The 23272-nt window shown below is 66.5% G+C and carries 30 protein-coding genes and 1 pseudogene; 12 read left to right on the top strand and 19 right to left on the bottom strand.

Annotation, left to right across the window (positions count from 1 at the left end; translation table 11 throughout):
• Positions 1-47 precede the first annotated feature (47 nt).
• Genes AC3FMM_RS03225 through AC3FMM_RS03210 form a run of 4 tightly spaced genes read left to right on the top strand, consistent with a single transcriptional unit; the run spans position 48 to position 3253 of the window.
• Entirely contained in the window at positions 48-935 is an 888-nt protein-coding gene (locus AC3FMM_RS03225) for a DMT family transporter (RefSeq protein ID WP_115681414.1), read from the top strand.
• Between the two features lie 57 nt (positions 936-992).
• The gene (locus AC3FMM_RS03220) at positions 993-1781 is read left to right on the top strand and encodes an SDR family oxidoreductase (RefSeq protein ID WP_115679754.1); all 789 of its coding nucleotides are present in this window, start codon (positions 993-995) and stop codon (positions 1779-1781) included.
• Positions 1782-1823: 42 nt separating this feature from the next.
• On the top strand, positions 1824-2225 hold the full coding sequence (locus tag AC3FMM_RS03215) for a methylglyoxal synthase (RefSeq protein ID WP_488686217.1): 402 nt from the start codon (positions 1824-1826) through the stop codon (positions 2223-2225).
• 50 nt (positions 2226-2275) lie between these two features.
• Positions 2276-3253 (top strand): quinone oxidoreductase family protein, encoded by a 978-nt coding sequence (locus tag AC3FMM_RS03210; protein ID WP_414249654.1) that lies wholly within the window; start codon positions 2276-2278, stop codon positions 3251-3253.
• Positions 3254-3322: 69 nt separating this feature from the next.
• Here AC3FMM_RS03210 and AC3FMM_RS03205 read toward each other — a convergent pair whose 3' ends face one another.
• From AC3FMM_RS03205 to AC3FMM_RS03175, 7 genes are all read right to left on the bottom strand, one after another.
• On the bottom strand, positions 3323-3616 hold the full coding sequence (locus tag AC3FMM_RS03205; RefSeq protein WP_012352181.1) for a YkvA family protein: 294 nt from the start codon (positions 3614-3616) through the stop codon (positions 3323-3325).
• A 100-nt stretch (positions 3617-3716) separates the two neighbouring features.
• Positions 3717-4862, bottom strand: a complete 1146-nt coding sequence (locus tag AC3FMM_RS03200; protein WP_115679756.1) for a BMP family ABC transporter substrate-binding protein — start codon at positions 4860-4862, stop codon at positions 3717-3719.
• Between the two features lie 53 nt (positions 4863-4915).
• Positions 4916-5836 carry an ABC transporter permease gene (locus AC3FMM_RS03195; protein WP_115708668.1) on the bottom strand — a complete coding sequence of 307 codons (921 nt, stop codon included), beginning with the start codon at positions 5834-5836 and terminating at the stop codon, positions 4916-4918.
• 18 nt (positions 5837-5854) lie between these two features.
• A complete protein-coding gene (locus AC3FMM_RS03190) occupies positions 5855-6964 on the bottom strand; it encodes an ABC transporter permease (RefSeq protein WP_115708670.1) in 1110 nt (369 codons plus the stop codon).
• The gene (locus AC3FMM_RS03185; protein ID WP_116312298.1) at positions 6957-8519 is read right to left on the bottom strand and encodes an ABC transporter ATP-binding protein; all 1563 of its coding nucleotides are present in this window, start codon (positions 8517-8519) and stop codon (positions 6957-6959) included. Before AC3FMM_RS03185 ends, AC3FMM_RS03190 begins: the two co-directional genes overlap by 8 nt.
• 297 nt (positions 8520-8816) lie before the next feature.
• Complete coding sequence (locus tag AC3FMM_RS03180; protein WP_115708674.1) at positions 8817-9734, bottom strand: pirin family protein; 918 nt, start codon at positions 9732-9734, stop codon at positions 8817-8819.
• A 68-nt stretch (positions 9735-9802) separates the two neighbouring features.
• Positions 9803-10282, bottom strand: coding sequence for a hypothetical protein (locus tag AC3FMM_RS03175; protein ID WP_488686108.1), 480 nt, complete (start codon positions 10280-10282; stop codon positions 9803-9805).
• Between the two features lie 122 nt (positions 10283-10404).
• On the opposite strand from AC3FMM_RS03175, the gene AC3FMM_RS03170 reads away from it, so the two are divergent.
• From AC3FMM_RS03170 to AC3FMM_RS03150, 5 genes are read left to right on the top strand one after another with little or no spacing between them, the layout of a single operon-like run.
• On the top strand, positions 10405-11121 hold the full coding sequence (locus tag AC3FMM_RS03170) for an ABC transporter permease (RefSeq protein ID WP_115679761.1): 717 nt from the start codon (positions 10405-10407) through the stop codon (positions 11119-11121).
• A 27-nt stretch (positions 11122-11148) separates the two neighbouring features.
• Entirely contained in the window at positions 11149-12084 is a 936-nt protein-coding gene (locus AC3FMM_RS03165; protein ID WP_116313242.1) for a glycine betaine ABC transporter substrate-binding protein, read from the top strand.
• Positions 12085-12094: 10 nt separating this feature from the next.
• Positions 12095-12745, top strand: a complete 651-nt coding sequence (locus tag AC3FMM_RS03160) for an ABC transporter permease (RefSeq protein WP_115708676.1) — start codon at positions 12095-12097, stop codon at positions 12743-12745.
• Complete coding sequence (locus tag AC3FMM_RS03155) at positions 12742-13908, top strand: osmoprotectant ABC transporter ATP-binding protein OsmV (protein WP_116378332.1); 1167 nt, start codon at positions 12742-12744, stop codon at positions 13906-13908. The genes AC3FMM_RS03160 and AC3FMM_RS03155 overlap by 4 nt, the downstream gene beginning before the upstream one ends.
• A 51-nt stretch (positions 13909-13959) precedes the next feature.
• A complete protein-coding gene (locus AC3FMM_RS03150; protein ID WP_115679763.1) occupies positions 13960-14334 on the top strand; it encodes a hypothetical protein in 375 nt (124 codons plus the stop codon).
• A 129-nt stretch (positions 14335-14463) separates the two neighbouring features.
• Here the strand turns inward: AC3FMM_RS03150 and AC3FMM_RS03145 are convergent, their stop codons facing one another.
• The 11 genes from AC3FMM_RS03145 to AC3FMM_RS03095 all read right to left on the bottom strand — a co-directional run bounded on the left by AC3FMM_RS03145 (position 14464) and on the right by AC3FMM_RS03095 (position 19905).
• Positions 14464-14694, bottom strand: coding sequence for an AlpA family transcriptional regulator (locus tag AC3FMM_RS03145; protein ID WP_116378361.1), 231 nt, complete (start codon positions 14692-14694; stop codon positions 14464-14466).
• Positions 14691-15182 carry a hypothetical protein gene (locus AC3FMM_RS03140; RefSeq protein ID WP_373379594.1) on the bottom strand — a complete coding sequence of 164 codons (492 nt, stop codon included), beginning with the start codon at positions 15180-15182 and terminating at the stop codon, positions 14691-14693. Before AC3FMM_RS03140 ends, AC3FMM_RS03145 begins: the two co-directional genes overlap by 4 nt.
• Complete coding sequence (locus tag AC3FMM_RS03135; RefSeq protein ID WP_373379595.1) at positions 15179-15664, bottom strand: hypothetical protein; 486 nt, start codon at positions 15662-15664, stop codon at positions 15179-15181. Before AC3FMM_RS03135 ends, AC3FMM_RS03140 begins: the two co-directional genes overlap by 4 nt.
• 18 nt (positions 15665-15682) lie before the next feature.
• Positions 15683-15898, bottom strand: a complete 216-nt coding sequence (locus AC3FMM_RS03130; protein ID WP_373379596.1) for a hypothetical protein — start codon at positions 15896-15898, stop codon at positions 15683-15685.
• Positions 15891-16133, bottom strand: a complete 243-nt coding sequence (locus AC3FMM_RS03125) for a hypothetical protein (protein ID WP_326347387.1) — start codon at positions 16131-16133, stop codon at positions 15891-15893. The genes AC3FMM_RS03130 and AC3FMM_RS03125 overlap by 8 nt, the downstream gene beginning before the upstream one ends.
• Positions 16133-16291 carry a hypothetical protein gene (locus AC3FMM_RS03120; protein ID WP_326347388.1) on the bottom strand — a complete coding sequence of 53 codons (159 nt, stop codon included), beginning with the start codon at positions 16289-16291 and terminating at the stop codon, positions 16133-16135. Before AC3FMM_RS03120 ends, AC3FMM_RS03125 begins: the two co-directional genes overlap by 1 nt.
• A 2-nt stretch (positions 16292-16293) precedes the next feature.
• Positions 16294-19005 carry a toprim domain-containing protein gene (locus AC3FMM_RS03115; protein ID WP_373379597.1) on the bottom strand — a complete coding sequence of 904 codons (2712 nt, stop codon included), beginning with the start codon at positions 19003-19005 and terminating at the stop codon, positions 16294-16296.
• An 85-nt stretch (positions 19006-19090) separates the two neighbouring features.
• Entirely contained in the window at positions 19091-19339 is a 249-nt protein-coding gene (locus tag AC3FMM_RS03110) for an Ogr/Delta-like zinc finger protein (RefSeq protein ID WP_012352200.1), read from the bottom strand.
• Entirely contained in the window at positions 19336-19530 is a 195-nt protein-coding gene (locus AC3FMM_RS03105) for a hypothetical protein (protein WP_012352201.1), read from the bottom strand. Before AC3FMM_RS03105 ends, AC3FMM_RS03110 begins: the two co-directional genes overlap by 4 nt.
• Positions 19531-19558: 28 nt before the next feature.
• Positions 19559-19750: a hypothetical protein gene (locus tag AC3FMM_RS03100; protein WP_041232294.1), complete on the bottom strand. Its 192-nt coding sequence runs from the start codon at positions 19748-19750 to the stop codon at positions 19559-19561.
• 26 nt (positions 19751-19776) lie between these two features.
• Positions 19777-19905, bottom strand: coding sequence for a hypothetical protein (locus AC3FMM_RS03095; RefSeq protein WP_277915533.1), 129 nt, complete (start codon positions 19903-19905; stop codon positions 19777-19779).
• A gap of 101 nt (positions 19906-20006) precedes the next feature.
• Between AC3FMM_RS03095 and AC3FMM_RS03090 the strand changes: the two genes are divergently transcribed.
• The 3 genes and pseudogenes from AC3FMM_RS03090 to AC3FMM_RS03080 form a co-directional block, all read left to right on the top strand.
• Positions 20007-20510 carry a helix-turn-helix domain-containing protein gene (locus tag AC3FMM_RS03090; RefSeq protein ID WP_157877116.1) on the top strand — a complete coding sequence of 168 codons (504 nt, stop codon included), beginning with the start codon at positions 20007-20009 and terminating at the stop codon, positions 20508-20510.
• A gap of 140 nt (positions 20511-20650) precedes the next feature.
• On the top strand, positions 20651-21289 hold the full coding sequence (locus tag AC3FMM_RS03085; protein WP_373379599.1) for a hypothetical protein: 639 nt from the start codon (positions 20651-20653) through the stop codon (positions 21287-21289).
• Between the two features lie 652 nt (positions 21290-21941).
• Positions 21942-22244, top strand: a pseudogene (locus AC3FMM_RS03080) (hypothetical protein); the annotation flags it as partial.
• A gap of 20 nt (positions 22245-22264) precedes the next feature.
• On the opposite strand, the gene AC3FMM_RS03075 reads toward AC3FMM_RS03080, so the two are convergent.
• Positions 22265-23122: a transglutaminase-like domain-containing protein gene (locus AC3FMM_RS03075; protein ID WP_326347393.1), complete on the bottom strand. Its 858-nt coding sequence runs from the start codon at positions 23120-23122 to the stop codon at positions 22265-22267.
• Positions 23123-23272: the final 150 nt, after the last annotated feature.

Here is a 23272-nt window from a genome sequence, read left to right as displayed (position 1 = left end):
TATCCCTCGTGCCCGCCTCCCAGAAGTCTCTCGCCGTGCCGGTCGCGCTGCCCTCGCCGCAGCGCTCGGGTCTTGTCATCGCCGCCGTGGGCGCGGTGCTGTTCTCGGCCAAGGCCATCGTCGCCAAGCTGATGTATCGCTACAACGTCGATGCGGTGATGGTGATCACGCTGCGCATGCTGTTCGCGGTGCCGCTGTTCATGGCCATCGGCTGGTGGCAGTCGCGCCGGCTGGCGCCGCTGTCGTGGGCCGACCGGGGCCGGGTGGTGTTCCTCGGCTTTATCGGCTACTACCTGTCCAGCTTCCTTGACTTCATCGGCCTGCAGTACATCACTGCCGGGCTGGAGCGGCTGATCCTGTTCCTGACGCCATCGTTCGTGCTGCTGGTCACCGCGCTGGTGTTCCGCCGGCCCATCGGCACGCGCCAGTGGATGTCGTTGCTGCTGGCCTATGCCGGCATCGTGCTGGTGTTCGCGCATGACCTCGATGTCAGCGGCAGCCAGGTGTGGCTGGGCGGCGCGCTGGTGCTGGGCAGCGCCATCACCTATGGTATCTACCTGATCCTGAGCGGCGAGCTGGTGCGGCGCATCGGCTCCCTGCGGCTGGTGGCTTATGCCATGTGCGTGTCGACCGCCTGCTGCGTGATCCAGTACCTGGTGCTGGGCCGGCCCGTGGCGGAGCTGGCGCAGCCGGCGCCGGTGATGTGGCTGTCGCTCGTCAACGCGGTGTTCTGCACCGTGCTGCCGGTGTCGCTGACCATGGTGGCGGTTTCTCGCATCGGCGCGCCGATGGCATCGCAGGCCGGCATGATCGGGCCGGTGTCGACGCTGTTGCTGGCCTTCTGGCTGCTCGGCGAGCCCGTCAGCGGCGTGCAGCTGGCCGGCAGCGCGCTGGTGATGGGCGGCATGTACTTGCTGTCGGCAAGGAAGAACTGATTCTGGCGGACCCGCCCGGCGCGGGTTCGTCGCAGACAACAAACTAGGGAGAATCACATGGATCTGGGACTGCGCGGCAAGCATGCGCTGGTATGCGGCGCCAGCAAGGGCCTGGGCTTTGCCTGCGCCGATGCGCTGGCCGCCGAGGGCGTCGACGTGGTGATCGTGGCGCGCGGCGCAGAGGCGCTGGAAAAGGCCGCGGCCGACCTGCGCGCGCGCCATGGCCGCCGCGTGATCGCGGTGGCGACCGACATCACCACGCCCGAGGGCCGCAAGGCGGCGCTGGATGCCGCCGCCAAGCTCGGCGACCTCGACATCCTGGTCAACAACGCCGGCGGCCCGCCGCCGGGCAATTTCCGCGACTGGGAACGCAGCGACTGGCTGGCCGCGCTGGACGCCAACATGCTGACCCCGATCGAGCTGATCAAGGCCACCGTCGACGGCATGATCGCGCGCAAGTGGGGCCGCATCATCAATATCACCAGCGGCGCGGTCAAGGCGCCGATCGATGTGCTGGGCCTGTCCAACGGCGCGCGCTCCGGCCTGACCGGCTTCGTTGCCGGCGTCGCGCGCGAAGTGGCGCAGCACGGCGTCACCATCAACAACCTGCTGCCCGGTCCGTTCAATACCGACCGGCTGTTCAAGACCATGGAAGGCGGCGCGAAGAAGGCCGGCCTGAGCGTCGAGGAAGTGGCGCAGCGCCGCGCCGCGGCCAACCCGTCGCGCCGCTTCGGCGACCCGGCCGAGTTCGGCGCCACCTGCGCCTTCCTGTGCAGCCGCCACGCCGGCTACATCACCGGCCAGAACATCCTGCTCGACGGCGGCGCCTTCCCTGGCACGTTCTGATCGGCAGTGTCCTGACCTTACCCGTACCCCGCAAAGGAAGCCCTGATGACCCGGCCCCGTATCGCGCTGATCGCCCATGACCACAAGAAGGACGACATCGTCGCCTTCGCCGCACGCTATCGCGACTTCCTGTCGCAGTGCGAACTGCTTGCCACCGGCACCACCGGCGGGCGCCTGATCGACGAAGTCGGGCTGGACGTCACGCGCATGCTGTCGGGCCCGTGGGGCGGCGACCTGCAGATCGGCGCGCAGCTGGCCGAAGGCCGCGTCAGCGCGGTGGTGTTCCTGCGCGACCCGATGACGCCGCAGCCGCACGAACCCGATATCAACGCGCTGGTGCGCGCCTGCGACGTGCACAACGTGCCGTGCGCGACCAACGTGGCCAGCGCCGAGCTGCTGCTGGCGGGGCTTGCGCGCGAGAACGGCGCGGCGCAGGCCGGCTGAAGTACTCCGCATTCCCGATCGATGCCTCACCAAAACAAGGAGCGACGCAGATGAGCAAAGCCATCCGGATCGAGCAGACCGGCGGTCCCGAAGTCATGCAGTGGGTCGATGTACAGGTGGGCGACCCCGGCCCCGGCGAAGTGCGCGTGCGCCACGAGGCGGTGGGCCTGAACTACATCGATGTCTATTTCCGCACCGGGCTGTACAAGCAGCCGCTGCCGGGCGGGCTGGGCATGGAAGGCGCCGGCGTGGTCGAGGCGGTGGGCGAGGGCGTGCGCCACGTGGCCGTGGGCGACCGCGTGGCCTATGCCGGCCGTCCTACCGGTGCCTATGCGCAGGTGCGGGTGATGCCGGCCGACATCGTGGTGCGGCTGCCCGATGCGATCCCGTTCGATACCGCCGCGGCGATGATGCTGCAAGGCCTGACGGCACAGTACCTGATCCGCGACAGCTACAAGGTGCAGCCGGGCGACACCGTGCTGCTGCACGCGGCCGCGGGCGGCGTGGGCCTGATCGCGTGCCAGTGGCTGAAGGCGCTGGGCGTGACCGTGATCGGCACCGTCGGCAGCGACGAAAAGGCCGAGCTGGCGCGCGCCAACGGCTGCGCCCACACCATCGTCTATACGCGCGAGTCGTTCGTCGAGCGGGTCCGTGAGATCACCAACGGCAAGGGCGTGCCGGCGGTCTATGACTCGATCGGCGCCGATACCTTCCGCGGCTCGCTCGACTGCCTGGCGCCGCGCGGCACCATGGTCAGCTTCGGCAACGCCTCGGGTCCGGTGCCGCCGTTCGACCTGTCGGTGCTGGGCAACAAGGGCTCGCTGCGGCTGACGCGGCCGACGCTGATGACCTACGTGGTGCACCGCGAACTGCTAGAGCCGATGGTGGCGGACCTGTTCGATGCCGTCACCACCGGCAAGGTGAAGGTCGACATCCGCCAGCGCTACGCGCTGTCTGAAGTGGCGCAGGCGCACCGCGACCTGGAATCGCGCAAGACCACCGGCTCGACCATCCTGCTGCCGCACTGAAAGCGGTTCTGCGCGGGCAAGAAAAATCCCCGGGGCACTCGGTGTCCCGGGGATTTTTTGTTGGGGGCGTCAGTGCGGCCGCACCGTGGTCGCAGTCGCGCGCGCCTGCGCCTGGCGCAGGATATGCGGCGGCAGGCGCTTGAGGATCAGGTGGACTGCGAGCGGGATCAGCACCACGTCGTCGATGATGCCGAGGCCCGCGACCACGTCAGGTACCAGGTCGATCGGCGAAATCGCGTACAGCAACAGGCCGAGCGCAGCCGGCTTCAGCCATGCCGGGGCATCCGGGTGGCGCAGCGCATACCAGAACAGGCGCCCGTCGCGGCGAACCAGCGTCCACAGGGCCGAAAAACGCTTCAACATGAGAGGCCTCCTTCACATGGCGGGCGCCAGACTCTGGCGCATACGCAGAGAGGTTGGGCCGGTCTCGCAGGCTTCAAGTTCCGGAGGTGCGGGAAGGTGCTCAACCCGGGATCTTCCCTTCCACCCCCTCGACATAGAACTTCACGCCGTGCAGGAATTTGTCGTCCGCGACCTGGTCCTTGGCCAGCTGTTCCTTGCCGGTGTTGTCCTTGATCGGGCCCTTCCAGATCGGCGCGGTGCCGTCGATGATGCCCTTCTTGCGCTCGTCGACGAGCGCCTTGACGTCGGCCGGCACGTCGGCGTTGTAGCTCTTCAGGTCGATCATGCCTTCCTTCAGGCCCCACCACGTGGTGCTGTTCTTCCACTGGTTGTTGAGTACGTCCTCGACCACCTTGTTGTAGTAGACGCCCCACGAGATCACCGACGCGGCCAGGTGGGCCTTGTCGCCGAACTTGGTCATGTCGCTGTCCCAGCCGAAGGCATGGACGCCCTTCTCCTGCGCGGTCTGCACCACGGCGGCGGAGTCGGTGTTCTGCATCAGCATGTCGACGCCCTGGCCGATCAGCGTGGTCGCGGCTTCGCGTTCCTTGCCCGGATCGAACCACTTGTTGACCCACACCACCTTGACCGTGGCGTTCGGGTTGACGCTGCGCGCGCCCAGCGTGAACGAGTCGATATTGCGGATCACTTCGGGGATGGGCACCGAGGCCACCACGCCCATCTTGCCGGTCTTGCTCATCTTGCCGGCGACCACGCCCGCGAGGTAGGCGCCTTCATAGGTGCGCACGTCGTACTGGGCCAGGTTGTCGGCGGTCTTGAAGCCGGTGGCGTGCTCGAACTTCACGTCCGGGAATTCCTTCGCCACCTTGAGCATCGACTCCATGTAGCCGAAGGTGGTGCCGAAGATCAGCTTGTTGCCCTGGCTGGCCAGGTCGCGGAACACGCGCTCGGCGTCGGCGGCGGATTCCGGCACGTTTTCGACGAAGGTAGTCTTGACCTTGCTGCCGAACTTTTCTTCCACGGCCTTGCGGCCGTTGTCATGCGCGAAGGTCCAGCCGGCATCGCCGACCGGGCCGATATAGACGAACGCAACCTTGAGCGGCTCGGCTGCCTGCCCGGCAGCGGGCGCGGAAGCGGCGCCGGCGGGCTCGGCGGGCTTGTCGGCTTCTTTCTTGCCACAGCCGGCCAGGGCCAGCACGGCGGTGGCGGCCAGCGCCGCCAGGGTCTTCCTGCGCGTGACGATCATGATTTCTCCTTGTGAGAATGGTTGTAGCTCGGGGATTTCCGTCAAAAAAACGATCAGGCGTTGCCGGGGCGGAACGGCTTGCCCAGCGACGCCGGCATGTTCAGGCGTATCCACGCGGGATTGCGCGAAATCAGCGCCAGCACCACGATGGTGGCGGCGTACGGCAGCATCGACAGGAACTGCGGTGGCGCTGCTACGCCGATCCCCTGCAGGTAGAACTGCAGGATGGTCACGGCGCCGAACAGCCACGCGCCCACCAGCACGCGGCCCGGGCGCCAGGTGGCAAAGGTGGTCAGCGCCAGCGCGATCCAGCCGCGGCCCGCCACCAGGTTCTCGACCCACATCGGGGTATAGACCAGCGACAGGTAGGCGCCCGCCAGCCCGCAGCAGGCGCCGCCGAACAGCAGCGCGCCGAAGCGGATGGTGCGCACCGGGTAGCCCAGCGCATGCGCCGACTCCGGCGATTCGCCGATCGCGCGCAGCGTCAGCCCGGCGCGCGTGCGGAACAGGAACCACATGATGGCGAAGCACAGCAGCAGGCTGAAATACACCATCCAGTGATGCTGGAAGAAGGCCGGCCCGACAAAGGGCAGGTCGGCAAGGCCCGGCACGGCCTTGGCCTGCGCCGGCATGGCGTAGCCGACGAAGCGCTGGCCCATGAAGGCCGACAGGCCGGTGCCGAAGATCGACAGCGCCAGCCCGGTGGCGACCTGGTTGGTGGCCAGCACCAGCGCCAGCCACGAGAACAGGGTGGCCATCAGCATGCCGGCCAGCGCGCCGGCGGCAAAGCCGAGCATGGGCGACTGGGTCTGGTAGCCGACCATGAAGCCGGCCACCGCGGCCACCAGCATCATGCCTTCGGCGCCCAGGTTGAGCACGCCCGAGCGTTCGTTGATCAGCAGGCCCAGCGCGGCCAGCAGCAGTGGCGTGCCGGCGTTGATGGCGGTGGCGATGAGGGGGGCGAGTTGTTCCATGGTCTTGGTGTGCTCCGCTCAGGCCGTGGTGGCGCGCCAGCGCAGGCGGTTGTCGATCAGCGTGTCGCACGCCAGCAGGAAGAACAGCAGCATGCCCTGGAACACCCAGCCGATCGCCGATGGCAGGCCCAGCCGGGACTGCGCCATCTCGCCGCCGATATAGAACAGCGACATCATGATGCCGCCGAACACGGTGCCGACCGGATGCAGCCGCCCGATAAAGGCGACGATGATGGCGGTAAAGCCGTAGCCCGGCGAGATCGACGGCAGCAGCTGTCCGATCGGACCGACCACCTCGAACGCGCCCGCCAGGCCGGCGGTGGCGCCCGAGATCAGCAGCGCGCTCCACAGCGCGCTGCGCGCCGAGAAGCCCGCATAGCGCGCCGCCGCCGGCGCGGTCCCGCCGACCTGCAGCCGGTAGCCGGCGAAACTGCGGAACACGAACACGGTCATCACCGCCACCAGCACCAGCATCACGACAAAGCCGGCGTGCAGCCGTGAACCCGACATCAGGTTGGGCAGCAGGTACTCGGACGAGAACACCTTCGATTGCGGGAAGTTCATGCCGTTGGGGTCCTTCAGCGGCCCGTTGACCACCCACAGCAGCAACTGCTGCGCGATATAGGTCAGCATCAGCGATACCAGGATCTCGTTGGCGTTGAAGCGGTCCTTGAGCAGCGCGGTGAGCGAGGCCCACGCCATGCCGCCGGCGATGCCGGCGAGCGACGCCAGCACCAGCACCACGGTGCCGTTCATGGTCTGCCCCGGCACATCGAAATAGAGCACCGCCGCGCCGGCGCAGATGCCGCCGGCAACCAGCTGGCCGTCGGCGCCGATATTCCACACGTTGGCGCGGTAGCACACCGACAGGCCCAGCGCGCACAGCACCAGCGGCACGGTCTTGAGCAGCACCTCGCCGATCGCGCGCTTGTCGCGCAGAGGATCGGCCAGGAACACCTTGAGCGCCGCCACCGGATCCTTGCCGAGCGCCAGGAACAGCAGCGCCCCGAACAGCAGCGTCAGCGCCAGCGCCAGCACCGGCGAGGCATAGGCCATCGCGCGCGAGGGCACGCCGCGCGGCGCCAGCGTCAGGGGGGAACGGGGCAGCAGGGTGCGCACATCAGCCATGGCTTGCCACCTCCCCTCCGGCATGGGCCTGGGCCGGTCCGCCTGGCCACAAGCCGCTCATCCACAGCCCCACCTGCTCGCGCGTGGCGGTCTCGGTCGCCACCGAGGGCGACAACCGGCCCTTGGCGATCACATGCAGCCGGTCGCAGATCGCGAACAGCTCGTCGAGCTCTTCCGATACCACCAGGATGGCGCAGCCGGTGGCCTTCAGCGCCAGGATCTCGTTGTGGATCTGCGCCGCGGCGCCCACGTCCACACCCCAGGTGGGTTGCGCCACGATAAGTACCCTCGGGCCGCTTTCGATCTCGCGGCCGACAATGAATTTCTGCAGGTTGCCGCCCGACAGGCTGCGCGCCAGCGCCTGCGGACCGCTGGCCTTGACGCGGAAGCGGTTGATCACCGCCGACGCCAGCCCGCTGGCGGCGCCGGGCGAGATCATGCCTTGCCGGACATAGGGCGGGGTCTGGTGCGACAACAGGATGTTGGTGGCCAGGCTCATGCCCGGCACCGCGCCGCGGCCCAGGCGCTCTTCCGGCACGAAGGCCAGCCCGGCGCGGCGGCGCCGGCGCGCATCGAGGCGGCCCGCCGCCTTGCCATCGATCTGCACCGAGGTGGCATCGGCGCGCGTGTCTTCGCCGGACAGCGCGGCCAGCAACTCCTGCTGGCCGTTGCCCGACACCCCGGCGATGCCGACGATCTCGCCCGCGTGGACGTCGAGCGCAACCTGGCTCAGCTCGGTCGCGAACGCATGCGCGCGCGGCAGCGACAGGCCCTGCACGCTCAGGCGCACCGGCCCGCGCTGCGCGGCCACGCGCGTCTCGCGGGGCGGTTCGCCGCCGATCATCAGGCGCGACAGCGACGCCGCGGTCTCCTGGCGCGGATCGCAGACGCCGGTGACCTTGCCCATGCGCATCACGGTGGCGTGATGGCACAGCGCACGGATCTCGTCGAGCTTGTGGCTGATATAGAGGATGCTGGTGCCTTCGGCGGCCAGCTGGCGCAGCGTGACGAACAGCGTGTCCACGGCCTGGGGCGTCAGCACCGAGGTGGGCTCGTCCAGGATCAGCAGTTGCGGGCTGGCCAGCAGCGCCCGCACGATCTCGACGCGCTGGCGCTCGCCCACCGACAGCGTGTGCACATGGCGGTTCGGCTCCAGCGGCAGGCCGTAGCGCTCGGCGGTGGCGCGGATGCGCTCGGCCAGCTGCTTCATGTTGCCTTGCTGCGCGGCCGGCAGGCCCAGCGCAATGTTCTCCGCCACGGTCAGCGTGTCGAACAGCGAGAAATGCTGGAACACCATGGCGATGCCCAGGTTGCGGGCGTCGTGCGGGCTGCCGATGCTGACCGGCGCCCCGTTGAAGTGCATCTCGCCGGCATCCGGACGGACCGCGCCGAAAATGATCTTCATCAGGGTGGACTTGCCAGCGCCGTTCTCGCCGAGCACGGCATGGATCTCGCCGGGGGCAACGCTGAGGCTGACGTCGTCGTTGGCGACGACGCCCGGGTAGCGCTTGCTGATATGGGCCAGCGCCAGCCGGGGAGGGAGTTGTGGTGTCACTGAGGCGGCTCGGGTTGTTGTTGTGGCAGCAACGGCGAATGCGTCAAAGCGCGGCAGTGCGTGGCGCAGCATCGCCGCGACGCATTGCAGCATTCATCATGGGTTCGTGATGCCGGATATTGGTGACGAATTATATAAGTGTGCGCGGGCTGGAAGGCCTGAATCGGGCTCGTGTCCAGTCTGTGCAACGGTTGGCGGGTGGTTGCAAATCGCATGCCGGCGCAAGCACAAAAAAACCGCCGCCTCCTTGCCGGAGGCGGCGGTCTTGTAACGCCCGCGAGCAGATCGGGCGACGGGTTACGCGCTCGTCGCCGTCGCAAACCTTCCATCCCGGAAATCCGCCAGGGTCTGGTAGATCTGCTCCTGCGTGTTCATCACGAACGGGCCGTACTGCGCGATCGGCTCGTTCAGCGGCCGGCCGGCGATCAGCAGGAAGCGCGCGTCGGCCTCGGCCCTGACGATGACGCCATCAGCCTGGCCGGCGTTGTCCAGCACGCCCATGCGCTGCGCCTCGACCACGGCGCGGTCGTCGCCCGCGCCGACCGAGACTTCGCCCCGGTACACGTAGATAAAGGCGTTATGCCCGGCCGGCAGGGCCTGCGCAAAGTCCTGTCCAGCCGGCAGTTCGACGTCCAGGTAGACCGGCTCGGTCACCGGCCGCGTGATCGCGCCGGCCACGCCATGGCTGGCGCCGGCCAGCACGCGCACCGTGGCGCCATGCTCCAGCGCCACCGTCGGGATCTCGGCGGCGGGCAGGTCGCGGTACCACGGCGCCGTCATCTTGTCGGCGGCCGGCAGGTTCAGCCACAGCTGGAAGCCTTCCATACGGCCGTCTTCCTGCTCGGGCATTTCCGAGTGGACCACGCCGGCGCCGGCCACCATCCATTGCGCGCCGCCGTTCTGCAGCAGGCCCTCGTTGCCGGCGCTGTCGCGATGGCGCATGCGCCCGGCCAGCATGTAGGTGATGGTCTCGAAGCCGCGGTGCGGGTGATCGGGGAAGCCGCCGATGTAGTCGTCCTTGCTGTCGGTGCCGAAGGCATCGAGCATCAGGAACGGATCGAGCCGGCGCTGCAGGTTCTGCGTCAGCACGCGGGTCAGCTTGACGCCGGCGCCGTCCGAGGTGGCGATACCGCGCACCACGCGGTCGACGGTGCGCGAGCGCGTCACGCTTTCGGCGGCGGCGGCGGGAATGGTGGCGAGGGTACGGGTGTCCATGTCTTGCTCCTGTGGGGCGGTCCGCGGCCGCGATGGCGGCGGTCCGTCGTTTCAGCTACCTCGTCAATTTAGTGGTTTGGCGGGGAAAGAGTAGATGGCGTCCGGGCAACAGATTGTTCTGCCGGCGCGTCAAATCCATCAAGGTGCTGCATTGATTTCGGAACGATGGGAGCGCGGCGGGTGCGGTGTCGGGAGCCTCCGGCAACAGCGCCGTGAAGGCCGAAGATCATTGCCAGATCGCCCCGGGAAAGGGCAAAGATGACAAGATCGATGAAGATCGCTATAATAGCGCTCTCTTTGTCATCCGTTGATGCGAGAAAGCAAGGTGGGAGAAGACCCGCCAGCCCTTGCCAGTCAACGGCCGATGGACCGGCGGCGCGTCGGAAAACTTCAATACTTGCGCTGCCACTGGCCAACCGCTCGCAATGTGCTTGCACCGCCGGTTGCGCCGCTTCAGGGACTGCCGTCCAACGGCATCCCGTCAATCGCGATTCCCCGCCCATGGCGGACGAATCCACAGACCGTCCGCCGGCAATCGTGCCGGTCATGGCGGCAATGCAATCTGAACCGGGACTGGTGGCGCCCCATCTCCGCACGCACCAGCCCATATTGTTTTCCGTCGCCGGAAAGTGGCGTGCTGCGCGCTTTTCGGCCCGGAGAAGGGGAGAGTATGTCAAAGCAATCGGCACGGGCGCTGGCCTGGGCGGGACTGACGCTTGCCGCGCTGGCCGCACTGGTGGCGTGGATCGGCGTCGACGTGATCCGCCAGTACCAGGAGCGCCTGCTCTACGACGTCGCCGACCACCTGCGCCTGGTGGTGCTGTCGATGGCGCTGGCGCTGGCCACCGGCATCCCGGCCGGCATCGCGCTGAGCCGGCCGTGCATGCGCCGCTGGGCCGACCGGCTGATGCAGGTCTTCAACGTCGGCAATACGGTGCCGTCGCTGGCGGTGCTGGCGCTGGCACTGGCCGTGCTCGGCATCGGCGAGCGGCCTGCCGTGCTGGCGCTGTGGCTGGCCTCGCTGCTGCCGATCGTGCGCAACACCTACGAGGGCCTGCGCAATGTCTCGCCCACGCTGCTGGAGGCGGCGCGCGGCATCGGCATGACCCCGGCCCAGCGCCTGGTGCGCGTGGAACTGCCCAACGCGCTGCCGGTGATGCTGGCCGGCATCCGCATCGCGCTGGTGATCAACGTCGGCACCGTGCCGCTGTCGTTTCTGATCGGCGCCAACAGCCTGGGCGAGCTGATCTTCCCGGGCATCTACCTGAACAACCAGCCGCTGCTGCTGCTGGGTGCCGCCGCCACGGCGCTGCTGGCGCTGGCGCTCGATGCGCTGTTCGCCGCCGCCGGTCAGCTGTACCTGCGCCGCCGCGGCCTGGCGCGCTGAACTGGGGAGACCGAAATGGAAAAGCAGATGCAATACCTCCGCCGCCGCGCCCGCCGGGCGGTGCTGTTGGTGGCGGCGGTCACCGCCTTCGCCGCCGGCCTGGCGCTGGCCACCGCGCCCGAGGCCCGGGCCGCGGGCGCCGCCATCCGCGTGGGCGGCAAGAACTTCACCGAACAGCTGCTGCTGTCGTCGATGACCACCAGGTACCTGCGCGCCAAGGGCTTCGACGCCGAGCTGACCGCCGGCCTGGGCAGCACGCTGATGCGCCAGGCCATGGAGAACGACCAGCTCGACGTGGTGTGGGACTACACCGGCACCGCGCTGATCGTGTTCAACAAGGTCGAAGAAAAGCTCGATGCCCGGGAAAGCTATGCGCGCGTCAAGCAGATGGACGGTGCGCGAGGGCTGGTGTGGCTCGATGCCTCGGGCATCAACAATACCTACGCGCTGGCCATGCCGAAGGAGCGCGCCGCCGCCAGCGGCGCGACCACGCTGTCGGCCTTTGCCGAGCAGATGCGCAAGGCCGGCGCCGACGCCAGCCACCCGTTCGCCGTCGACATGGAATTCGCCGCGCGCCCGGACGGGCTGGAGCCGCTCAAGGCGCTGTACCAGCTGCCGTTCTCGCGCCGCGACGTGATCCAGCTCGATCCGGGCCTGGTCTACACCGCGCTGAAGAACAACCAGGTGGAACTGGGGCTGGTGTACGCCACCGACGGCCGCGTCAAGGGCTTCGACCTGGTGCTGCTCGAGGATGACCAGCACTTCTTCCCGCCGTACAACGCGGCGCCGGTGGTGCGCAAGCCGGTGCTCGACCAGCATCCGGAACTGGCGGGCCTGCTCAACGCGCTCGCGGCGAAGCTCGACAACCAGAGCATGACCGAGATGAACTACAAGGTGGACATCGGCCAGCAGCCGGTGGACAAGGTGGCGGAGGACTTCCTGCGCGGCCACGGACTGATCTGAGGAGGGTCGCATGGACTTGTTCGCATACCTGCAGCACAGCTGGCCCACGCTGCTGAAAATGACCGGCGAGCACCTCGCGCTGGTGGGCTCGGCGGTGGGGCTGGCGATCCTGATCGGGGTGCCGCTGGGCATCCTGATCACGCGCTTCCGCGCGCTGGCCACGCCGCTGCTGGCGCTGGCGACGATCGTGCTGACGCTGCCGTCGATCGCGCTGTTCGGGCTGATGATCCCCATCTTCGCGCGCTTCGGCCATGCGCTCGGCTACGTGCCCGCGGTGACGGCGGTGTTCCTGTACTCGCTGCTGCCGATCATGCGCAACACCTATACCGCGCTGGCCAATGTCGACCCCGGCATCCAGGAAGCGGGCCGCGGCATCGGCATGACCACCTGGCAACGCATGCGGCTGGTCGACCTGCCGCTGGCGGTGCCGGTGATCCTCGGCGGGGTGCGCACCGCCGTGGTGATGAATATCGGGGTTGCCACCATTGCCGCCATCATCGGCGCGGGTGGCCTTGGGGTGCTGATCCTGCAGGCGATCAGCCAGAGCAACATGAGCAAGCTGGCGGTGGGCGCGGTCCTGGTCAGCCTGCTCGCCATCGTGGCGGACGCCTTCCTGCAGTGGTTGCAGCGGGCGCTGACGCCGAAGGGGATCCGTCTATGATCGAACTCGACCAACTCACCAAGTCCTTCCCGCAGAAAGACGGCACCGAGATGCGCGCCGTCGACGCCGTGTCGCTGACGGTGCCGCGCGGCGAGATCTGCGTCTTCCTGGGCCCGTCGGGCTGCGGCAAGACCACCACGCTGAAGATGATCAACCGGCTGATCGAGCCGACCTCGGGCACGGTGCGCATCGAAGGCGAGGATACGCGCGGCCTCGACGGCGTGACGCTGCGCCGCAAGATCGGCTACGTGATCCAGCAGATCGGCCTGTTCCCCAACATGACCATCGAAGAGAACATCATGGTGGTGCCGCGCCTGCTGGGCTGGGACCGGAAGCAGTGCCGCGAGCGCGCCCGCGAGCTGATGGCGATGGTGCAGCTCGACCCCAACCGGCTGCTGTCGCGCTATCCGCGCGAGCTGTCCGGCGGCCAGCAGCAGCGCATCGGCGTGATCCGCGCGCTGGCGGCCGACGCGCCGCTGCTGCTGATGGACGAGCCCTTCGGCGCGGTCGACCCGATCAACCGCGAGAGCATCCAGAACGAATTCCTGCAGATGCAGCGCCAGCTCGGCAAGACCGTGATCATGGTCTCGCACGATATCGACGAGGCGATCAAGCTGGCCGACAAGGTCGCGGTGTTCCGCCGCGGCAAGCTGGTGCAGTTCGACCACCCCGACGCGCTGCTGGCGCACCCGGCCGATGAGTTCGTGCAGGCCTTCGTCGGCCACGACAACACGCTCAAGCGCCTGCTGCTGGTGCGCGCCGGCGACGCCGCCACCATGCCGCCGAGCTGCCGCCCGGACATGCCGCTGGCCGAGGCACTGGGCGTGATGGACGATGCCGACGTGCGCCACCTGCCGGTGGTGGACGACGCGCAGCGCGCGTTGGGCTATGTCACGCGCCGCGACGCGCGCGCGGGCAAGGGCCTGTGCAGCGAGGTGATGCGCCCGTTCGCGGTGACCGCGGCGTTCGACGAGCACCTGCGCATCGTGCTGTCGCGCATGTACCAGCACAACACCAGCTGGCTGCCGGTGATGGGCGCCGACGGCGACTACCTGGGCGAGGTCACGCAGGAATCGATCGCGGGCTATCTCAGTTCCGGCCGTTCGCGCGGCCAGGCCGGCGCGCCGGCGACCCCGGCCGCGCCGCTGCGCGCAGCCGCCTGATCGCGTCACCACGCCACGGCGCGAGCGCGGCCGGCGCGCTATGCTAGAAGCATGCTCCGCTGCTGCCGCTCACCCCTGTGCCTGGTCATCGAAACCCGCTGGCTGATCCCGCGCGGGTTTGACGGCTTCACGCCCGGCCCGCTGATCCTGCTGCGCCCCGGCGCCAGCCAGGCGCTGATCGAACATGAGAAGGTCCACGTGCGCCAGTTCTGGCGCAGCTGGGGCCTGATGGGCGTGCTCTACCTGGCCAGCCGGCGCTGGCGTCTGCGCTATGAGGTCGAGGCTTACCGCGAGCAGCTGCGCCACAGCCCTCCGGGCGCGGCGCGCGGGCTGGCGCGTGTGCTGGCCACCAAGTACCGGCTCCGGATATCGGAGGCCGAGGCCTACCGGCTGCTGAAGCAAGGCCTGCACGACGAGGCCGAATGAAAACGGCCCGCACCAGTCGCTGGTGCGGGCCGTTTTCTTCGTCTGGCGGAAGCGGTGGGGGTCTAACACCTCCCGCCAAACCTTATCTGGTTTGGGTCTCGCATCGTCAGCCTACCCCAACCCCAGTTTTCACCCCAGTTGTGCCTGCGCCATCCCGGAAATCCGCTGCGGACCAGCCGCTGCCGCCGCGCGGCCAGCCTTTTCTGCCAGCCACGCGTCGATATCTTCTTCAAGCCATGCGACACGTCCCGCAGTCAACTCAAAAGGCTTTGGGAAGTGTCCCTTGGCGATCATCGCGTAGATCGTCGACTGGCTCAGGCTGACCTTTTGGATTACGTCTTTGATGCGAATTGCTCTCATTTCGACCCCCCGATGCACTGGGTCAAGCCCAGGGCCGCTTCCAGTCCGGCGCCGCTCCACGAACGCGACGGCGCGAAGGCGGCCAAGGCGCCAGCCTCATGCTGCGGCAACACCAGCAACTGCAGCAGCATGGCAAGTCTCTCGCGCCATGGCTTCAGGAAGTGCTTGCGCTGGTGGGCATCGATCGCCAGCGGCGTGCCTTCAGTCGTGTCGAGCGCCCCGCCAATGATTAGCTGCGCTGGCGCCAAGCCGTCGAGTTCGTCGCGGGCCGTCACCCACCAGGCGTAGCGCTGCGCCGACTGCGCTTCCGTGGCGGTTTCCAGCAGGATCGCCTCGGCGATGGTCAACAGGTTTTCGCGGGTCGATTTCGGGAAATCCGCCAGCGTCTTGCCGGCCGCGTCGGCCTCGGGGTACAGGCCGGTGCAGATAATTTGCGCCACGCGCTGGACATAGGGCACAGGTTTGGGGGAGGTCGTGATGTCGGTCATGCTGCTTCTGCGAGGTGAATGATCTGGCCGGCTGCTACCGGGCCTTGGGCGGTTGCGCGGCGTTCTGCCCGCAGCGTTGCCGCCAGCAATTGGCGGCGGGTGCAGGCGCGCTGCATGTCGTCGGTCAGGTTCAGGCCCTGGCCGATCGCGCGGAACTCGTCGCCAGTGACGCCAAGCGCGCCACGGCTCGCCAACCGTTTGCCCACTGCGGACACCGCCATCACGGCAGCATCCATGGCATCGCGCAGCGCCTGGTTGTCGGCGTAATAGAGGGAAGCCACCACCTGCCCGACATTGATGCGGAAGGCGAGCGTGTGCCATGCGGCCTCGGTGGCAGTACCGTCGAGGATCTTGCTCAGCTCGACATGCGGGATGAGCTGCAGGTCCACCTCGGCGTTGCGGCTGAAGCGGAACATCACAGGCAAGCCGCAGGTGCGCGCGGGGCGCGGCCGGCGAGACTTGCGGTGTTTGCTGGCTGGCATGGTGTCTCCAGTGCTGGGTCAATCGTCGAAGTCGCCGGCGGCGCGGCACTTCAGGTCAGAAATGCGCCCTGCGGAGCAGCGTGTCGTCCGCTGCCGTTCGCGGCTGGCCATGGCTCGAGCCGCCGCCGCCAGGGCGGTGCGCAGCAGGTCGGACATGGCGTCGAACGGCGTAGCGATTCGCATGGCGCGATGGGCGCGGCGCAGGTCGGCATCGGTGATGGCTGGCTTATCCATGGAGGGCTCCGCGGCGAACGAAGCCATCCCACACGCCGCGGCCGTAGCACACGGTAAAGAACAGGCTCACCCAGAACATGCCGGGCTCGCCGGTCGCGGCCGTCAGGTACAGCCAGGCCGGCTGGCCCAGCAGTCCTACCAGGGAGCCCCAGCGGGCGCGCTTGGCACCCGCGTTGAGCAGGTAGATCGAGCCGATCGCTGTAGCAATCATCCAGAGATTGAGAAGCGGGAGCATCAGGCGACCCTCCCGATAGCGCGCGCGCAGCAGAAGCGGGGCGGCTCGGTCAGGCGGTCCAGCGCGCCGAGCTGCGCATCAAGGCGGCTGCGCGCGATTGCGGCGAACTGCATGCGCACGCCGCTGTGCGAGACGACATAGACGAGAAAGGCATTCATGCTCAAGCTCCTTTATTGCCCGAGCGATCCTCGAAGACCCAGCACTTGACCGTGGTCGGCCGCTTTGGCGCGGCGGGATACTCGGCGTTGTGGCGCGCATTGATCGCGCTGTTGACAACCCTCAGCTCGATGAACTTGCGTTGCCGCGAGGTGCGCAGCACCCGCTTCAGCTCAGTGAGCGGAGGCATGTTGAGGCGACGGTCGTTCGCCACCTGTTCGAAGTGCCGCAGGCTGATGGCGATGGTTCCGCCATCCCCCCGGGCGTGATTGAGAACGGCGTGGTCTTCCTCCGCCGATTCGATGTGGTCGTACAGTTCCCAGAATTCCTGCACCAGCGGGTGGTCGGCGCCGATAGCTTGCTGGCGCTCCACCGCCATGGTCACCAGTTGCTTGATCGCCGCATCGCGGTATTCCTTGGGCAGCGGCACCACGTGTCCGAGGCAGTCGACCAGCGCCATCACCTGGGCGTGGTTTTTGACCAGGCGCTGGTGCTTGACGTCGGGGTGCTTGACCAGGTGGTCCTGGTAGACCGGCATGCGCTCGACGTAGGAGGCGAGGATCTCGCGCTCCTTGAGGATCGCGGTGAGCAGGAAGCCGGAGACGTCTTCCACCGGCATCTGCTCCAGCGCCCGCGCCGCGGCAAAGGTGTCCGGGTTCTGGCCGGCCCGGTCGAAGTACAGGTGAACGATCCGCTGCAGCACGGCCTCGCTGGCGTTGACCTCGGCGTTCTGGCTGATGACTACCGCGCCGCGGAAGGGCGGCTCGTAGGTCTCGTTGCCGGCGTTCTTGACGCCACGGGCTCGCGTGCTGCGGCCGTTGTAGGCGGTTTTCAGCTCGTTCCAGTCGAAGCCCTTGACCTTGGCGCCATCCTCGCCACGGTCGCCTTCGATCAGCACCACCGGCAGGTTGGACACCTGGGCAAAGTTGCGCGCGCGCGCCGCCAGCGAGGACTTGGACGGGTCGAAGCCCTCGTAGTCGCGGCGGCCGCACAGCTTCCACAGGAACTCGATTAGCGTGGATTTGCCGGCGCCGGGCTCGCCAACCACCTCGAGGAACGGGAAGCTCTTCTGCTTGACCCCTTCGCCCTCGCGGATCTGCTCGGCGAACAGGCTGCCCAGCCAGAAGGCCAGCGCCACGATCGCCTTGGCGCCGAAGGCGCGCCAGATCAGCTCCAGCCAGTCATGACGGAATCCCTTCAGGTCCGAGTTCAGCGAGAGCCCGGCGGAGCCGCCGATAGTCTTGATCGACAGGCGCCCCACGTCGAAGAAATCCTCGTCGTTGAGTGTGTACAGCTTGCCGTCCTTGACTGCGACATCCGCGTACACATAGCAGCCGTGCTCTTTGCTGTACCCCACGAAGTCGATCGTCTGCACGCTCTTGATGCGGTGCATCTGTTCCTTGAGGTAGGCGTCCAGCTGCCCGCCGGTGCCGGTGTAGAAGGCGCCCGGCGCGACGGCCAGCAGCCGCTTCTTGAACTCGGGCGCCGAGGCGATCTGCGAGCTGGTGAAGGTGTTCTTGACCGGCTCCGATTCGTGGGGGAAGGCGACGCGGAAGTAGTACCAGGCCTCGTCGGTGGCGGCGTTGGCCTGGTAGTACAGAACGGTGGGCAGACAGGTGGCGATGTTCGTCACCACGCCGGCCTTGAGCATGGCCTCGTCGCGGATCTCCGACTCATCCATGTCGTCGTGCGCGCTGCGCACGGCATCCATCTCGCGGTTGAGCGCTTCCAGATCCATCTTGAACCAGTACAGCTTGCTGTCGAAGTCGAAGGGGAACTGGCTCACGCCGGTGCGCCCATAGATGAGCCGTGCCTTCTCCGCCGCGCTCGGCGCGGCCACCAGCGCGCCCAGGTGGCGGTACTCATCCAGGTCCTGTGCGGACAGCTTGCCGAGCTGGTGCAGGTCGTTCCAGTCGCGCTTCTTCGCGCCGATCTGCTTGGGCAGCGCGATCGAGGCTTCCCAGCCGGCCTCGCGGCTGCGCTTGAGCCACTGCTTGCCGTAGCGGGTGCCAGCGGGGTCGGCATCGAGAGCCCAGACCAGCTTCGGACGGGCCCGGCCAGCTGCGGCGCATTGCTCGGCCAGCGCGGCCAGCGCCGTGCCCGGGTAGTTGACACAGGACAGGGCCGCCACTGCCGGCACGTCGTGGTGCCAGAGGGCGATCGCGTCGAACACGCCTTCCACGATCCACAGCTCGTCGGCGCTGGATGTTTGCAGCACCGGCGGCTGCCACCACATACCGCTGTAGCTGCCCTGGAACGTGGCCTTGCGCGAGCCGAAGCGGTACGCCTGGTCGATGATGCGTTCCCAGTAGATGCCGGCGCCCAGCGCGAAGCGCACGGTGGCGCTGCCGATCCTCAGCTCGTGGCTGTAGTAGCTCTCTTGGGCGTACCAGTCGCGTACCTTGGCGAGGTCGAAGCCGCGGCTGTCGCGCATATAGGCGTCGGCGGCGGCCTTGGGGTTCTCGGGCGTGGACTGGAAGCGGTCGCTCCAGCTCTCGAACAGGTCGGGATAGAGCTCCTTGATGTGCAGCTCGGCGCCGCAATGGTTCAGGCGGTTGCAGCGCACGACCCACGGTGCATTGCCGAACGCCCACAGCGTTTTCTTGCCGCAGGCCGGGCATTTGCCGTCCTCCAGCTTCTCGCCGCCGCGCTTCGACTTGAAGGCATAGTCGCGCAGCAGGCGACCGGTGACTTCGCTGTGCAGGGATGGGTTCATGAATCTTCAGGCAAAAAGAGTCCCACACGCCCCGGGGGTAGGGGCATGAAGCCAGGAATCAACAGGGAGAGGGGCTAGGCCGGGGTCAGGTCGGCAGCAGGTCCATCTGCCGCTCGTCCATCAGCCCCGGACGTACCTTGCCGACGGGCAGGTACGCCTTGGGGTTGGGGCGCATGCTGGGCGCGATGGTAGAGATCACCGAGGTGATGGCCTTGCAGGTGTAGGCGCACTCGATGTTGGGGCATTGCCAGTAGCTCTCTTTCGAGAGCAGCGATATCACGCGGCTAGTGCGGATCTTCATGCGCGATTCGCAATGTGGGCAGGTCAGTTTCACAGCGTTTTCCCCGGAGGTACTACCAATTTGAAAGCACGTCGTTTGCCCGTCATACGCTCGGCGGCGTGCCGGATGGATGTCTTCGCAAGCCATTCGGCAGCTTGCTGCAGGGACGCCAGCCCTTGCTGCTGACGCAGGCGCTCCAACGCGGCCAGTTCCTGGTCGGTGAAGTGCAGGTCGATTTCCGGCATCTTTTGAGCGGCTCTTCGTCGTCTTGGGTCAGGCGCGGCGAGGCTCTACATTGGCCTCGACGGGCAGTAGAAGCCGCGCTTGGTTAAGCAACGTTTCACGGACCAGCGTCGCGGGTTGCTCGCCGACATAGTTGGCCAGCGCGGTGACCAAGGCGAACTCGTAATCATCGAGGCGGAGGGTGATGCGGTTGTCGCGCACTCGTTTCGGATCGGGATACATGCTGTCCTCGACAGAAAGGGGAATGGTCACGACGCGCTGGGAGCGCGGCCGTCTTCGGCGTCCATGCCTGCCACGATGAAGAGACGGGCCAGGCTCGATGCGGAGCGGTTTTCCAGCTTTGCCCGCTTCGCGAGGCGTTCCAATTCGTCGGGCATCAGGCTGACAGTGACCCGATTCTTTGAATCAACGCCCCGCGGGGCACGGGAGACAGGGACTTTGGCGCGGTGCATGGCGGATATACTTGTGCGGGATAGTGATGCACTACACGCCGATTATGGTACAGAAAACTGATATGGTCAACGGCGATGGTACAGAAATTAGAGTCGGCATCGGCGCTCGACTAAAAGAGGAACGTGAGCGTCTTGGCTACTCTCAACCTGCCTTTGCCGCTCTGGGCGGCGCTTCGAAGGGTTCCCAGTTGGCTTGGGAGAAGGGCTCGGCTATGCCTAATGCGGAATTCCTGCACATCGCAGCGTCAGTTGGCGTGGACGTTCTTTACGTTGTGACCGGCCGCCGCAACATGTCCAGCCTGGCAGCAGAGGAAGAGGCTGTAATTGCTGGGTATCGAATGCTCGACGCCCGAGGCCGGACTGGCGTACTAGCGCTGATCAGCGGCATGCAACCGCCAGTTGCTACGCCGGGCCGCACTGGCATGGTGTTCCATGGCCAAGTTGGCGAAGTGAAGAACATCGAGGGCGACTACCAGCAGAACGAGCCGGTGACTATCAATGTCGGCGGAAAGAAGAAGCGCACAAAGTAGGAAGTGCTGCCGCACCCCCTACTTTGGTGGCACACATGCTGCGTGCAACATGCCGTCAAATAGCGGTTCTCGCTTCAACCACCAGGGCGGTGGCGTGGCGACACGCCTCACTGGCACCTGCGCGACCGTCTCAAAAGAGCATGGAATCGCGCTTCAAATTTCTCGGGAACGTAGGCCAGGTCATCGGCGGCAGTGCAACGTTTGCCGCACCAACGTTTAATCAAACCAACCATGTGACACTGAGCGCGGAGGCGCCAGACGACCGACCGTTGCTGCTACGCCAACGTTTCAATATCGGACGACGCGTCGAGCGCATTGCCGCTGCAGAAGGCGTTGAAACCGCGGCGATTTATCGTGTTTTGCTGGAGGACTATGGCGGCCAAATTCCCAGCGACATCTCACGCGCCCACTATCGCAGCATCGTGCGCGATCTCGATGAATGGCTAGACCATCTCAACGGCCCGAACATCAGGCCTGCATCGCGGTCCGGTCAACGGCAATTGCCAGATTGCAGGCAAAGCAGTGGCACGGCGTGTCACATGCTGCTATTTGCCCAATTCGCCATCATCCTGACCCTCTTCGCGAGCGTGGTGCTGGCAGCCTGGCTGCTGCAACCGAATCCTCCAGCCGTTTGCCGGTGGAGCGGCAAGGAATTCTCGGTGGGCTCCCTCGCAACCATGGCCACGTCGGATGTGTATGAGTGCATGACAGAAAGCGCCGGAGACCCATACTGGGCCCCTGCGCGCAATCTCGGCGGTGCGGGAATACCGCGGGGATGACCTGCCGCTGGGTTGCTCAGTGGCTCTTGATAACCGGTCTCGGCCGCCGGCATCTCCTGTTGCCGGCGGCTTGGCGCCGGAGACGCCTCTCGACCCTATTCGGTCGCCCACGGGGGCCAGAAGCAATGACCGGTATTGACGGGGCAGCCTCTGCAGCTATCACTCGCGGATCCTCATGCGCGCTCAATGAGCTCGCAAGCTGAGCACCTGGCGAAGGCTGCGCGAAGCCTCGGGCAGGAACAACCAGCAAAACTTTGCTGATGGTGGGTACTCAACTGGGTCGAGGCGGAAGGGTTCAGTCGCGACGCGAGGGACAGGGACTCTCACGCCTTGGCGCCATACGAAGTTCGACGAAGTAATTCCCTTTGCCAAGGATTATGCGCGTATGCTGGGGTTGCCAACCGGCAAGCAACACAATAGGAGTTCTCATGGCAAAAAGCCAACTACGCGGCAACCGCGAAGCGAAAAAACCAAAGCAACCGAAGAAGCCTGTCGCACCGGCAACGCCGTTTAGCACTGTTCAGTCGCGGGTGCGGACCGACGGTCTCGCCAAGAGGAAGTCGTAAGCCGGGCAAGGGCCTGGCAAGTCGCGATATCACGGCAAGGTGATACCTCTTCATTCCACGTAAGCCGACCGATAGGGAGGCGCACCATGATCCACCCTGACTCAGGCCAGACGTTCCCAGGCTTGCCACTTACCGCCGAGCAAGACTCGGAAGTTCGCCACTATCAGCACAGAAAAACGAGGCTTGGCAAGTCATGGGATACCTCGGAACTTCGCGGCATTCTCGAAGACATGTTGCTGCCGCCGAAGACGGAGGATGGCGGTCGGGAAGATGTTCTTCTGGGACCGACCGCTGCCGCGGAACGTGCGGCATCGTTCGTCGACGAGGCCATGGAACCGATTGAAGCATACGAAGACTGGAACGCCGCCATGGAGATCGAGGGGATAAAGGCGAAGCGCGCTAATGCCGGTCACCAGGTGGAGATGGCGCTTGTCGTTGCGAGTGGCAGGCCAATGCCGGCAGCCGGGTCAGCTATTGGCTGGATCTCGATAAAAGGCCGCTCCGACGCGACCTTGCCGAATATGGCGGCAAACGGAATGTCGGCGGCATCCCGGCCGGTGCCGATGCGCAGCAGGCCAGTCGGAATGGACACTCCCGAGGGATCGAGCAGGTACCAGCCGCCCGACAGGAACACCTCGACCACGGCGTGAAAGTCCGGCGCGCCCAAGGCAGGATCGGCGCCATAGTCCACGCTGCTGGACATACGGGCGGGAATACTCAGGGCGCGGCAGATCGCGATCATCAGGTGAGAAAAATCCCGGCATACGCCGGTGCGCTCGACAATCGTATCGATCGCCGAGGTGCGCTCATTGGTGCATCGCGAAAGAAAGCGCACATGGTTGCGCACCCACTCCCGGATCGCGTACACACGCAAATAGCCGGGGCGCATGGCGCCAAACTCGCGCATGGCGAATTCCATCATGCGGTCGGATTCGCAATACCGGCTCGGGGCCAGGTAGGAAAGTACCTCGAAGGGGAGTTCGGCGACGGGTACCTCTGTCAATGACATGCCGTCGTCCAGGCGATGGTCGATGTCCACCACCGCTTCATAGCGGATGGCCAGCGGGCCCGTATTCGCACGTATTCTGAGCAGGCGGTTGCAGAGTGGGCCCGTGTGGCGAGCGGCGTGCAACGGTGGCGTGAGCGCCAGATGCTCGGAGACGACGAACTGTCTTGCAGTTTTTGCCGCTTCGACAAGCAACAGAAAGTCTGCCGTGGGATCCAGGATCTCATAGGACAGGTTCACCGAGTACCGAAGGCGGTTCATTTCGGACCTTGTGGCTACATGGAGGCGGAGACGATGTCGTCCGGGGCAACGGCTCTGGCCATTCAATTCAGTGTAGCGTCAGAAGCGGGCGAACGGTCCGCGCCAGCAGGCACCGCAGGTGCGTGACGCAGCGCCTCCAGCCTGGCCAAT

Source organism: Cupriavidus sp. 207A1 (genome assembly GCF_057798955.1).
The sequence above is the reverse complement of the archived record's forward strand: the minus strand, read 5'-3'. Positions and strand labels throughout refer to the sequence as shown.